14 protein-coding genes are annotated in these 13,794 nt (G+C 69.0%); 11 read left to right on the top strand and 3 right to left on the bottom strand.

The window, feature by feature from the left end; translation table 11 throughout:
- The first annotated feature begins 44 nt into the window (after nucleotides 1-44).
- Genes truB through ACW9PK_RS01535 form a run of 4 tightly spaced genes read left to right on the top strand, consistent with a single transcriptional unit; the run spans nucleotide 45 to nucleotide 3,081 of the window.
- A complete protein-coding gene (gene truB, locus ACW9PK_RS01550) occupies nucleotides 45-1,136 on the top strand; it encodes a tRNA pseudouridine(55) synthase TruB (protein ID WP_457017144.1) in 1,092 nt (363 codons plus the stop codon).
- Nucleotides 1,136-1,507, top strand: a complete 372-nt coding sequence (locus ACW9PK_RS01545) for a hypothetical protein (RefSeq protein ID WP_457016300.1) — start codon at nucleotides 1,136-1,138, stop codon at nucleotides 1,505-1,507. The genes truB and ACW9PK_RS01545 overlap by 1 nt, the downstream gene beginning before the upstream one ends.
- 41 nt (nucleotides 1,508-1,548) lie before the next feature.
- Complete coding sequence (locus tag ACW9PK_RS01540) at nucleotides 1,549-2,019, top strand: hypothetical protein (RefSeq protein WP_186317216.1); 471 nt, start codon at nucleotides 1,549-1,551, stop codon at nucleotides 2,017-2,019.
- Nucleotides 2,020-2,067: 48 nt separating this feature from the next.
- Nucleotides 2,068-3,081 carry a bifunctional riboflavin kinase/FAD synthetase gene (locus ACW9PK_RS01535; protein ID WP_131333207.1) on the top strand — a complete coding sequence of 338 codons (1,014 nt, stop codon included), beginning with the start codon at nucleotides 2,068-2,070 and terminating at the stop codon, nucleotides 3,079-3,081.
- A 19-nt stretch (nucleotides 3,082-3,100) separates the two neighbouring features.
- On the opposite strand, the gene ACW9PK_RS01530 is transcribed toward ACW9PK_RS01535, so the two are convergent.
- From ACW9PK_RS01530 to ACW9PK_RS01520, 3 genes are read right to left on the bottom strand one after another with little or no spacing between them, the layout of a single operon-like run.
- A complete protein-coding gene (locus ACW9PK_RS01530; RefSeq protein ID WP_457016299.1) occupies nucleotides 3,101-3,973 on the bottom strand; it encodes an aldo/keto reductase in 873 nt (290 codons plus the stop codon).
- Nucleotides 3,966-4,742, bottom strand: coding sequence for a 5'-methylthioadenosine/adenosylhomocysteine nucleosidase (locus tag ACW9PK_RS01525; protein ID WP_368844708.1), 777 nt, complete (start codon nucleotides 4,740-4,742; stop codon nucleotides 3,966-3,968). The genes ACW9PK_RS01530 and ACW9PK_RS01525 overlap by 8 nt, the downstream gene beginning before the upstream one ends.
- Nucleotides 4,739-5,197, bottom strand: a complete 459-nt coding sequence (locus tag ACW9PK_RS01520; RefSeq protein ID WP_457016298.1) for an S-ribosylhomocysteine lyase — start codon at nucleotides 5,195-5,197, stop codon at nucleotides 4,739-4,741. The genes ACW9PK_RS01525 and ACW9PK_RS01520 overlap by 4 nt, the downstream gene beginning before the upstream one ends.
- A gap of 282 nt (nucleotides 5,198-5,479) precedes the next feature.
- On the opposite strand from ACW9PK_RS01520, the gene rpsO reads away from it, so the two are divergent.
- From rpsO to ACW9PK_RS01485, 7 genes are all read left to right on the top strand, one after another.
- Nucleotides 5,480-5,749, top strand: a complete 270-nt coding sequence (rpsO, locus tag ACW9PK_RS01515; protein ID WP_035963435.1) for a 30S ribosomal protein S15 — start codon at nucleotides 5,480-5,482, stop codon at nucleotides 5,747-5,749.
- Nucleotides 5,750-5,994: 245 nt separating this feature from the next.
- Nucleotides 5,995-8,253 (top strand): polyribonucleotide nucleotidyltransferase, encoded by a 2,259-nt coding sequence (locus ACW9PK_RS01510; protein ID WP_131333205.1) that lies wholly within the window; start codon nucleotides 5,995-5,997, stop codon nucleotides 8,251-8,253.
- Nucleotides 8,254-8,274: 21 nt separating this feature from the next.
- Complete coding sequence (locus ACW9PK_RS01505) at nucleotides 8,275-9,678, top strand: M16 family metallopeptidase (protein WP_457016297.1); 1,404 nt, start codon at nucleotides 8,275-8,277, stop codon at nucleotides 9,676-9,678.
- Nucleotides 9,679-9,689: 11 nt separating this feature from the next.
- A complete protein-coding gene (gene dapB, locus ACW9PK_RS01500) occupies nucleotides 9,690-10,448 on the top strand; it encodes a 4-hydroxy-tetrahydrodipicolinate reductase (protein WP_368844705.1) in 759 nt (252 codons plus the stop codon).
- Nucleotides 10,445-11,080 (top strand): hypothetical protein, encoded by a 636-nt coding sequence (locus ACW9PK_RS01495; protein ID WP_368844704.1) that lies wholly within the window; start codon nucleotides 10,445-10,447, stop codon nucleotides 11,078-11,080. The genes dapB and ACW9PK_RS01495 overlap by 4 nt, the downstream gene beginning before the upstream one ends.
- Nucleotides 11,081-11,089: 9 nt before the next feature.
- Nucleotides 11,090-12,025, top strand: coding sequence for a 4-hydroxy-tetrahydrodipicolinate synthase (gene dapA, locus ACW9PK_RS01490; protein WP_167318654.1), 936 nt, complete (start codon nucleotides 11,090-11,092; stop codon nucleotides 12,023-12,025).
- 15 nt (nucleotides 12,026-12,040) lie between these two features.
- Complete coding sequence (locus ACW9PK_RS01485) at nucleotides 12,041-13,735, top strand: ribonuclease J (RefSeq protein WP_457016296.1); 1,695 nt, start codon at nucleotides 12,041-12,043, stop codon at nucleotides 13,733-13,735.
- Nucleotides 13,736-13,794: the final 59 nt, after the last annotated feature.

The following is a 13,794-nucleotide window of genomic DNA, read 5'->3' as shown; positions in this document are numbered from 1 at the left end:
TGGACAAACCGCTCGGCTGGACCTCGCACGACGTCGTCTCACGCATGCGCCGCCTCGCGGGGACCCGCAAGGTGGGTCACGCGGGCACGCTGGACCCCGCGGCGTCGGGCGTGCTGGTCGTGGGGGTCGAGAAGGCCACCAAGCTGCTGACCTACGTCACGGGCACGGACAAGACGTACCGGGCGAGCATCCGCCTGGGTGCCGCGACCGTGACCGACGACGCCGAGGGGGACGTCACGAGCACGGCCGCGCCCGAGCGGCTCGCCGCGCTCACCGATGACGCCGTTCTGGCCGCGGTCGCCGAGCTGACCGGTGAGATCCAGCAGGTCCCGTCCGCGGTCAGCGCGATCAAGGTGGACGGGCAGCGCTCGTACGCCCGCGTGCGCAAGGGCGAGGACGTGGAGCTGCCCGCGCGACCGGTCACCGTCCACGAGTTCACGGTGCACGGGATCTCCCGCGAGCCGACCGACGCTGAGCCCACCGCGGTGGATGTCGATGCGACCGTGACGTGCTCCTCCGGGACGTACATCCGCGCCCTCGCGCGCGACCTCGGGGAGGCCCTGGGCGTGGGCGGGCACCTCACGGCGCTGCGGCGCACGCGCGTGGGGTCGTTCACGCTCGAGCAGTCGCACACGCTCGACGAGCTCACGGAGCAGGTGCGCGCCGGCGGCACGGTCTCGACGCTGCCGATCGACGACGCCGCGCGCGGACTGTTCCCCGTGCGCGAGCTCACCGCCCGGGAGGCCACGGACCTGTCGCACGGGCGCAGGATCGCCGCGACGCAGGTTCATCCTGGCGGCGCTTCGCAGGTCGACGGCGCCGCCTCTCGTTCCGGGGCAGGCGCCGGCGACACCGCATCCGCCGGCGACGCCGCGGCGTCGGGCTCCGAGGGGCGCGAGGGATCCCGGGCGGAGCTGCCCGTCGCATGCTTCGCACCGGACGGGACACTCGTGGCCCTCGCCGAGGACCGTGGCCCCGCCGACCGCCGATACACGACGTCGGTGCTCGGGATCGCGGCGGGGGTGACGTTCACGGCTGCCGCGGCGCCGGATGATACAGGCGTGGAAAAACCCGGGGCGGGTGACCCCGGAGCGGGACAGGACGGAACCAAGCGAACGGAACGGACGCACGACTGATGCTGTGGGGTTATGACGGGTGGTTCTGGGCATCGGTGGTCCTGGGTGCGCTCTCGTGCGTGATCTGCCTCGTGCAGGCCGCGCGCGGCCGTGCGCCGGACGACTTCTCCCAGGGTTCCGTGCTCGTGCTCGAGTCGTTCCTGCTGGTCTACGCGGTGGGCTCGGTGTTCCTGCCCGTGCTGGGTCCGGATCCCTCCGGGAGCCTGCTCGAGTACTGGGGCTACTTGCTCACGGCGCTGCTGATCCCCGCGGGGACGTTCGTGTGGTCCCTCGTGGAACGCTCGCGGTGGTCCACCCTCATCCTGGCCGCCGCCGGTCCCGTGGTGGCCGTGATGGTCTACCGCATGAACTTCATCTACTACTACCAGTGACGCCGCAGCGGCCGGGACGGGCCGCCGGGGGAAGGACGAGCATGGCTGAGCCCTCACGCACCACGCTGCAGAACCGTTTCGGGCGGTCGGGGCCCCGCGCGGGATCCGACCGGAAGAACTCGGGGTTCGGGCGGCTGCTGATAGTGGTGTACGCCGTCTTCTCGCTCTCCGCGGGGGTGCGCTCGCTCTACCAGCTCGCCACCGAGTTCTCCGCGGCCCCGCTCGCGATCATCCTGTCCACGATCTCCGCCGCGATCTATGTCCTGGCGACGATCGCCTTGGCCAAGTCCGGTCCGGGCTGGCACAGGGTCGCCACGGTGGCCGTGGTCGTGGAGCTCGTGGGTGTGCTGGGCGTGGGCCTGCTCAGTGTCCTGGAACCGCAGTTGTTCCCCAAGGCGAGCGTGTGGTCCCACTTCGGTGCCGGTTACGGCTACGTGCCGCTCGTGCTCCCGATCGTGGGGCTCGTGTGGTTGTGGCTGACACGGCCCTCCCGGCGGAGCGGTAGGCTCTAGACGTCGCCCGCACACACCCTGACCACGCAGAAGACATCAAGGAGAACAGTGATTCGCTGGAGAAGCCTGGACGAGGTCACCCCGGGATTCGGTCCCTCCGTGGTGAGCATCGGCAACTTCGACGGTGTCCACCGCGGTCATCAACACGTGTTCGCGCGGCTGCTCGAGACCTCCCGGCGTCTCGAGGCCCGCTCCGTGGTCGTGACCTTCGATCCGCACCCGGCTCTCGTGCACCGGCCCGAATCTCACCCCGGACTCATCATGGGTCTCGAGGACAAGCTCGACGCCCTTGAGGCCACAGGCGTGGACGCCGTCCTCGTGCTGCCGTACAGCCTCGAGTTCTCCGAGCTGAGCCCCGAGGAGTTCGTGGTCGACTACCTCGTGAAACCGCTGGGCGCGGTGTGTCTCGTGATCGGGTCGGACGTCCGGCTCGGGCGTGACAACACGGGGGACCTGCCGGTGATCAGGGAGCTCGGCCGTGAACACGGCTTCGAGGTCGAGGTCGTGGACGACGTCGCGGGCCTGGTCCCCGAGGACACGGATGCACTCAACGGCCTGGTGGGCTGGAGCGACGACCGTCGCTGCTCGTCCACGTGGGTGCGCTCGTGCCTCGAGGCGGGGGACATCCGCGGTGCTGCCAAACTGCTCGGCCGGCACCACCGCATGCGCGGGGAAGTGGTGCACGGGGCCGCACGCGGGCGTGAACTGGGCTTCCCCACGGCCAACCTGGCACCCGAGGCCACGGGGTTCATCCCGGCGGACGGGGTCTACGCGGGCTGGCTCGTGGACCAGGACGGCACCCGCTGGCCCACGGCGATCTCCGTGGGGTCGAATCCCACGTTCGACGGTGTGAACCGCCAGGTCGAGGCCCACGTGATCGACCGCCCGGACGAGGCCGTGGAGGACTTCGACCTCTACGGGCAGACCGTGGTGGTCGAATTCGTGGAACGCCTGCGCGGGATGGTGGCCTACCGGGGGATCGACGCGCTCGTGTCCCAGATGCGCGACGACGTGAATCGGTCCCGCGACATCCTGCGGGAACAGGCGCGCGGGACCGACTGAGCTCACCCGGTGGGGCTGATCACATCTCCTCGTGCACGGAGGGGTCGAACCCCGAACCGCTGATGCCGGTGTGCAGCATGCGCACCCGTTCCATCTGCTCGTCCGTGAGTTCCCACTCGAACACGTCGATGTTCTCCGCCATGCGCTCGGTGTTCGAGGACTTGGGGATCGCCACGATGCTCGACTGCACGTGCCAGCGCAGCGCCACCTGGGCCGGGGTGCGTCCCACCTTGCGTGCAATCTCCACGAGCCATGGGTCCTGCAGGAGGTCCGTCTTGCGCCCCAGCGGGGACCACGCCTCGGTGAGGATCTTGTGCTCCCCGTGGAACGCCCGCAGGGTCTCTTGCTGGTACTGCGGGTGCAGCTCCACTTGGTTGACCACGGGCATCTCCCCGGTCTCCCGCTCCAGGCGCAGGAGGTGCTCGGGCAGGAAGTTGGACACACCGATCGAGCGGATGAGGCCCTCGTCGCGCGCGGCCATCATGGCGCGCCACGTGTCCACGTACCGGTCCACGCTGGGGTTGGGCCAATGGATCAGGTAGAGGTCCAGGTAGTCCGTGCCGAGCCGTTCGAGCGTGCCCTCGAGTGACCGCCGCACGCTGTCCGTACCGTGATCCCGGCCCGGGAGCTTGGACGTGAGGAACAGGTCCGAGCGGGGGATGTCGCAATAGCGCACACCGAGGCCCACGCCGCGTTCGTTGCCGTAGTTCACCGCGGTGTCGATGAGCCGGTAGCCGCGCCACACGGCCTCGGGGATCAGGGCCTCGGCCTCGGCGTCGTCCATGGGGTACGTGCCGAACCCCAGCTGGGGGATCTCGTGACCGTCGCGCAGCACGTGCTTGGCGACGTCCGGGGCGGCGTCCTTCAGGTCCTTGGTCTTGTCGTCACTCATGCGTTCCTCGTTCTTCTCGACGTGTGGGTGGCTGGACGGGCGGGAGCCCGCCGAGCAGTTCGGTCACGGCCTGGGCACTGATCCGGGCCACGATGTCCAGTTCCATGTGGAACTGCTGGTCCGCGGCGGGACCGCACAGGTCCGAGATCGCGCGCACGGCCAGGAAGGGCACGCCACGGTCGTGGCACACGTGCGCGAGGGCCGTGGTCTCCATGTCCGTGCTCAGGGCCTCGGGGAACACCTCGCGGGTCACCCCCACGTTGCGCGCCGTGACGAACGCGCCGCCCGAGAGCATCGTCCCGCGCCACGCGGCGTAGCCCTCTGCGGCCGCGAGGCTGCTCGCGGCCGTCACGAGCTCCGACGACGCCGCGAAGGCCGGGGGCATCCCGGGCACCTGTCCCGGTTCGTACCCGAAGGCGGTCGCGTCCGCGTCCGCGTAGCGGAACTCGGTGCCGATCACCAGGTCACCGACGTTGACGTCCGCGCGCAGGCCCCCGGCGGAACCGGCGGAGATCACGGCGCTCGGTTCGAACCGTTCCAGCATCGCGCTCAGGGTCGACGCGGCATTGACCAATCCGATCCCGGTGCGCACCACGAGCACGGGGCGCCCCGCGGCCTCGACGGCATACAGCTCGGCACCGCCGATCACGTGGGGGTTCTCGCAGCGGGAGTCGGCGTCCGCGAGGAACGGTTCGGCCTCCTCCGCCATGGCGACCACGACGGCCGGCGCGCCCACGCACGCGGCGAACCGTGCGGCGTCGTCCGTCACCGCGTGACCTCGTCCCAGTGCTCGCGCTCGGCCAGGAATCCGCGCACCGCGTCCTGGGCGGCCTCGAGGCTGTGGTTGGCGCCCCAGCCGCACTGCACCTCGTTCGCGGCCGGGACTTCGTCCGCCTCGAGGATGTCCCGGAAGGTGCGCTCGAGCAGGCGCTCGAACTCCTCGGTCTCCACTCCCAGCATGAGCGCGTAGAAACCGGTCCGGCAGCCCATGGGGGAGAAGTCGATCAGGGCGTCCGTGTGATTACGCATGTGCTCCGCGGTGAGGTGCTCGATCGAATGTACCGCCGGCATCTCCAGGTGCGCCTGGTTGGGCTGGGTGAAGCGGACGTCGTACTTCACGAGGGTGTCACCACCCGGCAGTTCCTTCCGATCCGCAATCCGTACGTAGGGAGCGGCCACGCTGCGGTGGTCCAGGTTGAATGATTCGACGTTCATCTTCTGCATGCCCCCATTGTTCCAGGTCGGTCCCGCTTCGCACGTCCGGGGCGCTCCCGCGGGGCGGCGACGGCGCTGCCGCACCGTGTAGGTGCGGGGCCCTGCAGCGGTGCGCCGCGCCGTCGTCCGCCGAGTGGTGACGGCCCTTACGGTGCCCCGGCGGAGGATCGGTTAGGATGGACGCTGGTCTGACTGCGGTCCGTGGCGGTCCGACCCCGGGAGCTCGCTCCCGGACCCCGGGCGAGAATCTCACGCACCGGGCGGTCACGGTACTGACTCGAGGAGTTACACATGGCCCTGGATGCCACGATCAAGAACCAGATCATCACCGAGTACGCGACGCACGAGGGTGACACCGGTTCGCCCGAGGTGCAGATTGCGGTGCTGTCCCGTCGGATCTCCGATCTGACCGAGCACCTGAAGATGCACAAGCACGACCACCACACCCGCCGTGGCCTCATGGCCCTGGTGGGACGGCGTCGTCGCATGCTGGACTACCTGCGTCGCACCGACATCGCCCGCTACCGTGCGCTCATCGAGCGCCTCGGCCTGCGCAAGTGATGTGACCGGTTCCCCGTGCCCCTGTCGGAGCGCGGGGAACCGCCGCAACCGGCGCTGTTCGTGACGAACACCGCCACCCGGACCGCGTGTCCGGACAATCCAACGAGAAATCACGTCATGGCGTGACCGCGCTGCATGTCGCGGTCCTCGACAGTGGCCTTCGCAACGCTCACGCGCTGCGAGCGCCTCGATCGAAGACCGGTGTGTCGCGCGGATCGCGCACCACGAAGAAACGGAGGTGACCCTTGGAGGGTCCCGAAATCCAGAGTGCAGAAGCCGTTATCGACAACGGCTCGTACGGCAAGCGCGTCGTGCGCTTCGAAACCGGCCGACTCGCCCGCCAGGCCGCGGGTTCGGCCATGGTCTACATCGACGAAGAGACCTCCATGCTCTCGGCCACGGCCGTGGGCAAGCACCCGCGGGAGGGCTTCGACTTCTTCCCGCTCACGGTGGACGTCGAGGAGCGGATGTACGCCGCGGGTCGCATCCCCGGTTCGTTCTTCCGCCGTGAGGGTCGCCCGTCCACGGACGCGATCCTCACGTGCCGTCTGATCGACCGCCCGCTGCGTCCCGCGTTCGGCAAGGGCCTGCGCAACGAGGTGCAGGTGGTCGTGACCGTCACGTCCATCGCCCCGGACGAGATCTACAACACCGTGGCGATCAACGCCGCGTCCATGTCCACGACCCTGTCCGGGCTGCCCTTCCAGGGCCCCGTGGGCGGCGTGCGCATGGCGCTCATGGCCCAGGAGAACGGTTCCCATCAGTGGATCGCGTTCCCTAAGCACTCGCAGCTGGAGAACGCCGTGTTCGACATGGCCGTGGCCGGCCGCGTGGTGAGCACCAAGGACGGCGGCTCGGACGTCGCGATCATGATGGTCGAGGCCGAGGCCACCGACAACGCCTGGGAGCTCATCAAGGGCCAGGGCGCGGTCGCACCGACCGAGGAGCTCGTGGCCGAGGGCCTCGAGGCCTCCAAGCCGTTCATTAAGGCCCTGTGCGACGCCCAGGCGGATCTCGCCTCCCGCACCGCCAAGCCCGAGCTGGACCTGCCTCGTTTCGGCGGGTACGAGGACGACGCCGCCGAGGCCGTCAAGGACTTCGTGGGCGAGCGCATGGCGGAGGTCTACTCGATCGCCGGCAAGCAGGAGCGCGAGGCCGCGACCGACGAACTGCACCAGTCCACGCTGGCCGAGCTCACGGGCGAGGGCAAGGCCTTCGAGGGCCGCGCGGACGAGGTCAACGGTGCCTACCAGGCCCTGACCAAGCAGACCGTGCGCCAGCGCATCCTCAAGGACAAGGTGCGCATCGACGGCCGCGGCCTCACGGACATCCGTCAGCTCAGCGCCGAGGTGGACGTGCTCCCGCGCGTGCACGGTTCCGCGCTGTTCGAGCGCGGCGAGACCCAGATCATGGGTGTCACCACGCTGAACATGCTCAAGCTGGAGCAGCAGATCGACTCGCTGTCCCCGGTCAAGCACAAGCGTTACATCCACCACTACAACTTCCCTCCGTACTCCACGGGTGAGACCGGCCGCGTGGGTTCGCCCAAGCGCCGCGAGATCGGTCACGGCGCGCTCGCCGAGCGTGCGATCACGCCCGTGCTGCCCTCTCGGGAGGAGTTCCCGTACGCGATCCGTCAGGTCTCCGAGGCGCTGGGCTCCAACGGCTCCACGTCCATGGGTTCCGTGTGCGCGTCCACGTTGTCGCTGTACAACGCCGGTGTGCCGCTGCGCGCTCCCGTGGCCGGTATCGCCATGGGCCTGGTCTCCGACACCGTCAACGGCGAGGTCCAGTACGCGGCCCTGACCGACATCCTCGGTGCGGAGGACGCGCTGGGTGATATGGACTTCAAGGTCGCCGGTACGTCCGAGTTCGTGACCGCGATCCAGCTGGACACCAAGCTGGACGGTATCCCCGCCTCGGTCCTGGCCTCGGCCCTGACCCAGGCCCGTGAGGCCCGGCTCTACATCCTGGACGTGCTGACCTCCGCGATCGACGCCCCGGACGAGATGAGCGAGTTCGCGCCGCGCGTGATCTCGGTGAACGTGCCCGTGTCCAAGATCGGTGAGGTGATCGGCCCCAAGGGCAAGATGATCAACCAGATCCAGGAGGACACCGGCACCGACATCTCCATCGAGGACGACGGCACCGTGTACATCGGCGCCACGGACGGCCCCTCCGCGGAGGCCGCGCGCTCGGCGATCAACGCGATCGCCAACCCGCAGGTCCCCGAGGTGGGCGAGCGCTACCTGGGCACCGTGGTCAAGACCACCACGTTCGGTGCGTTCGTGTCCCTGACCCCGGGCAAGGATGGTCTGCTCCACATCTCCGAGATGCGCAAGCTCAACGACAACAAGCGCGTCAACGAGGTCGACGACGTCGTGTCCGTGGGCCAGAAGGTCCAGGTGGAGATCACCAAGGTGGACGACCGCGGCAAGCTGTCCCTCGCGCCCGTCGTGGCCGAGTCCGAGGCCCCGGCCGAGTCCTCCGACGACGAGAACTGAGCAGAGGGTGTTCGTTACTAGATGACAGTTGTTCACCTTCCCCTGAGGGCGGGCGATCCCGCGGAGCACGTCTCCGGCGGGGCCGCCCGCCTTCGGGCCTATTCGGCCTCGGCGCAGGCGCCGGGCTTCACCCACGTGGTGCACGACGACGCCGAGGGCGCCGTGATCATGCGCACCGTCCTGCCGTGCGGGACCAGGGTGCTCACCGAGAAGATGCCCGGGCAGCGTTCGGTGTCCGTGGGGTTCTGGGTGAGCCTGGGCTCGCGTGACGAGGCCCCGGGCATGCTCGGTTCCACGCACTTCCTGGAGCACCTGCTGTTCAAGGGCACCTCCCGGCGCAGTTCGCTCGAAATCGCGGAGGCCTTCGACCGCGTGGGCGGGGAGTCCAACGCGTTCACGGCCCACGAACACACGTGCTACCACGCACGGGTGCTCTCCGAGCAGTTGCCCATGGCGGTGGACGTGCTCGCGGACATGTTCACCGGTGCCGTCCTGGATCCCGAGGAGTTCGACCGCGAACGCGGCGTGATCCTCGAGGAGATCGCCATGGACCGGGACGATCCCACGGACTTCGCGTTCGAACAGTTCAACGCCGAGGTGCTCCACGGGTCCGCGCTCGCGCGGCCCATCGCGGGCACCCCCGAGGAGATCCGCTCCGTGACCCGTGACGCGGTGTGGCAGCACTACCGCGGCTCCTACCGCCCCGAGAACCTTGTGGTCACGGTGGCCGGGGGTCTCGACCACGACCGCGTCGTCGAACTCGTGCGCGAGTCCTTGGCCCGCGCGGGCTGGGACCCGGACGCGACCGGTCACGCCGGTGCCCGGCGGGACTCCTCGCCGGCGCAGCTGACGCCCCTGGTGGGGACTCACACGTTCGAGCGCCCGGTCGAGCAGGCCCACGTGGTGCTGGGCGGCGCCGGACTGCAGTCGGGGGACGAGCGTCGCTTCGCGATGACCGTGCTCAACGCCGCCCTGGGTGGCGGGATGTCCTCGCGGTTGTTCCACACCATCCGGGAGCAGAAGGGGCTCGCGTACTCCACGTTCTCCTTCTCGGGCTCCTACTCGGACGCCGGGTTCTTCGGGATGTACGCGGGGTGCACGGGCGAGCGCGTGGACCAGGTCAGCGAGCTCATGCGCGCCGAGCTGGACCGGCTTGCCCAGGACGGGATGGATGCGGCAGAACTCGCGAAGGTCGAGGGCCAACTCAGCGGTGCCACGGTCCTCGCCCTCGAGGACACAGGGTCACGGATGTCCCGGCTGGGGTCCGCGGAACTGAAGACGGGCATCTTCATGGACGTGGACGAGTCCCTGCGGCGCATCCGCGCCGTGACGTCCGAGGACGTGCAGACACTGGCAGCGCAATTGTCCGCGGACGCCACGGTGCGCACCGTGGTGGGGCCGCACGTCGAGCAGAACCAGGAATGAGGCGGGATCACATGAACGAGCAGATCAAGGTGGCCGTACTGGGCCGCAACGGACGCATGGGCTCCGAGGCAGTGAAGGCCATCACGGACGCCTCGGACATGGAACTCGTCGCGGCGCTCGGTCGCGGTGACGACCTGCAGGAGATCGTGAGCTCCGGCGCCCAGGTGGTCGTGGACCTAACGGTCCCGAGCGCCACGCGGGAGAACGTGCGCTTCGCCGTGGAACACGGTATCCACGCGGTCGTGGGGACCACGGGCTGGGACGACGCCACTCTGGCCGAGCTCGGGTCGTGGCTCGCCGATTCCCCGGACACGGGTGTGCTGATCGCCCCCAATTTCGCGGTGGGTGCGGTGCTCGCCATGAAGTTCTCCGAGATGGCCGCGGCGTTCTTCGAGTCCGTGGAGATCGTGGAGCTGCACCACCCCCAGAAGCTCGACGCCCCGTCCGGTACCGCGGCGCGAACCGCCGCGCTCGTGGCCGCCGCGCGCGAACGGGCCGGTGTGGCGCCGTCGCCGGATGCCACGGAATCCGATCCGCACGGCGCACGCGGTGCGGACCTGGACGGTGTGCACGTGCACTCGGTGCGGTTACGCGGGCTCGTGGCCCACCAGGAGACCCTGCTGGGCAACACGGGGGAGCAGCTGACCGTGCGCCACGATTCCTTCGACCGCGTGTCCTTCATGACGGGTGTGCTGTTGGGCGTGCGCTCGGTCGCGAAGCACCCGGGGCTGACCCACGGCTTGGACGGCTACATGGACCTGGGGCTGTGAGCCGCGCCCGTTCCTTCTCCGGTCTGCGCTGGTGGGCCACGGCCGTGATCGTGCTGCTCGTGATCACGGTGCTTATCCTGCCGATCTCCGTGGGCTCCAAGATCTGGCTCGTCGCCATGCTCGCGTTCGCCGCGGTGTTCACCGTGCTCGAGGTGGGTGCGAAGGGTCGTATCCTGGCCGCGCTCATGATCGGGCTGCTGGCCCTGTACCTCGCCTTGGCCTTCCACCGGGCGGTCCTGTTGCTCGGCGCGGGGGGCTGGCTGCCCACCCTGCTGGGCGTGGCCATGCTCGTGATCCCCGCGGTGGGCACGTGGGCCATGGTGCGCGAGATCGTCTTCGGCGCCCGCACAGAACGCCTCGGCCGGGAACTCGCCGCGCGCGGTGAGCTTCCCGCGGACGATCTGCCGAGGACCCCGTCCGGACGGTACGTGCGGGCCGCCGCGGACGAGCACTTCGACGTCGTGCGCCGCGAGGTCGAGGCGTTCCCCGCAGACTGGGGCGGGTGGTACCGACTGAGCCTCGCGTACTCCGCGAGCGGCGACGGCCGGCGGGCCCGCAGGTCCATGCGCACCGCCATAGCCCTACATCGGGGGACGGATCCGGAAACGGTGCTCGCCCGCTCTGGGCGGTAACCTGTGGATATGACACACGACAGCGCACCTGCGCGGACGCAGCGGTCCGCGCCCATGTTCGGGTCCCTGCTCACCGCCATGGTCACGGTCTTCCACGACGACGGCTCGGTGGATCTCGAGGCCACGGGTCGCCTCGCCGAGCAACTCGTGGACGACGGTTGTGACGGTCTGGTGGTGTGCGGCACCACCGGTGAGTACTCCACTATGACCGACCAGGAGAACCTTTCGGTCTTCCGTGCCGTCAAGGACGCCGTGGGCGGGCGCGTGCCGCTGCTCGCGGGGACCGGTTCGAACGACACCGAGCACTCTCGCTTCCTGTGCCTCGAGGCGCAGAAGATCGGGATGGACGGCCTGCTGATCGTCACCCCGTACTACAACAAGCCCAGCCAGGCGGGGGTCGAGGCGCACTTCCGTTCGCTTGCGGACTCCGTGGACACGCCCGTCATGGTGTATGACATCCCTGGGCGCTCGGGAATCCCGATCGAGCCCGAGACCATGATCTCCCTGGCCTCCCACCCGAACATCGTGGCCGTCAAGGACGCCAAGGCGGACTTCATGGCCGCCGCCCGGGTCATGGCCGAGACAGACCTGCTCTTCTACTCCGGCGACGATGGTCTCACCCTCCCGTGGATCGCGCTCGGCGCGTCCGGGCTCGTGGGTGTGACCACCCACATCGACACCCCGCGCTACCGCCAACTCGTGGACGCCTCCCTGGCGGGGGACCTCGAGACCGCGCAGCGGCTCAACGAGGAGTTGTTGCCGCTCGTGCGTGCCACCATGACCCGGATCCCCGGGGCCGTGGCCGCGAAGACCATTCTTCATTGGCAGGGCCGCCTGCCGAACAACACGGTGCGCTTGCCGCACGTGACACCCACACAGGCCGAGCTGGAGCAGATCCGCTCGGACCTGAGCACGTCGGTGATCGCCGACACGCTGACTACCTGAGATGAAAGGGGTCTCATGACCCATTGGAACACCACCGACCTCTCCGAACCGTCGGCACTCGCGAAGGACACGCTGCGAGTTATCCCCCTGGGCGGTCTGGGCGAGGTCGGTCGGAACATGACCGTGTTCGAGATCAACGGGCAGCTGCTCGTGGTCGACTGCGGTGTCCTGTTCCCCGAGGAAACCCAGCCCGGCGTGGACCTGATCCTGCCGGACATCAACCACATCCGTGAGCGCCTCGACGACATCGTCGCGATCGTGCTCACCCACGGGCACGAGGACCACATCGGCGCGGTCCCGTACCTGCTCAAGCGCCGCCCGGACATCCCCATCCTGGGCTCGCAGCTCACGCTCGCGTTGATTGAGGCCAAGCTGCAGGAACACCGGATCAAGCCCTTCACCATGGCCGTGCGCGAGGGCCAGGTGGAGCGCCTCGGTGAGTTCGAGTGCGAATTCGTGGCCGTGAACCACTCCATCCCGGACGCCCTGGCAGTGTTTCTGCGCACCAAGGCCGGGACCGTGCTGCACACCGGTGACTTCAAGATGGACCAGCTGCCCCTGGACGGGCGGATCACGGACCTGCGTCACTTCGCCCGCCTGGGCGAGGAGGGTGTGGACCTGTTCCTCACGGACTCCACGAACGCCGAGGTTCCCGGGTTCATCGCGTCCGAGAAGGCCATCGGTCCCGTGCTCGCAGACGTGGTCGCCCGCGCCAAGCAGCGCGTGATCGTGGCGTCGTTCTCCTCCCACGTCCACCGCGTGCAGCAGGTGCTCGACGCCGCTGTGGCCAGTGGTCGCAAGGTCGTCCTGATGGGCCGATCCATGATCCGCAACATGGCGATCGCCGAGAAGCTCGGGTACCTGGACGTGCCGCCCAACGTGCTCGTGGACCAGAAGAAGGTGGGCGACTACCGGGACGACCAGATCGTCATCATGTGCACCGGTTCCCAGGGTGAGCCCATGGCCGCGCTGTCCCGCATGGCCAACGGGGACCACAAGGTCCAGGTCAACGCGGGGGACACCGTGATCCTGGCGTCCTCCCTGATCCCGGGCAACGAGAACTCCGTGTTCCGCGTGATCAACGGGCTCATGCGTCTGGGCGCGGACGTGGTGCACAAGGGCAACGCCAAGGTCCACGTCTCGGGTCACGCCGGGGCGGGCGAGTTGCTGTACTGCTACAACATCGTGGAACCCGAGTACGTCATGCCGGTCCACGGCGAGATCCGGCACCTGATCGCCAACGGCAACCTGGCCCAGGAAACCGGCGTCCCCGCGGAGCACGTGCTGCTCGCGGAGAACGGCACCGTGGTGGACATGCATTCCGGCGCGGCCAGAATCACCGGGCAGGTGGAGTGCGGGTTCATCTACGTGGACGGCTCCTCCGTGGGTGAGATCACGGACGCGGACCTCAAGGACCGCATGACCCTCGGTGAGGAGGGCTTCATCTCCGTGATCACCGTGGTCAACCGGGACACCGGCAAGATCGTCTCCGGCCCGGACATCCACGCGCGCGGCGTGGCCGAGGAGGACACCGTGTTCAACGAGATCCGCCCCCGGATCGCCGCGGCCCTCGAGGACGCGCTCGGCGAGAGCGGCAAAAACCACACGACCCACCAGTTGCAGCAGATCGTGCGGCGCACCGTGGGCTCGTGGGTCTCCCGCAAGCTGCGGCGCAAGCCCATGATTGTGCCCGTGGTCGTCGAGGCCTGACGCCCCGAACCAGCGCACTGCGCAGCGGCCCGCCCGGATCCGACTCCGGGCGGGCCGCT

The organism is Kocuria sp. MNB10, assembly GCF_054073685.1.
The sequence above is the reverse complement of the archived record's forward strand: the minus strand, read 5'-3'. Positions and strand labels throughout refer to the sequence as shown.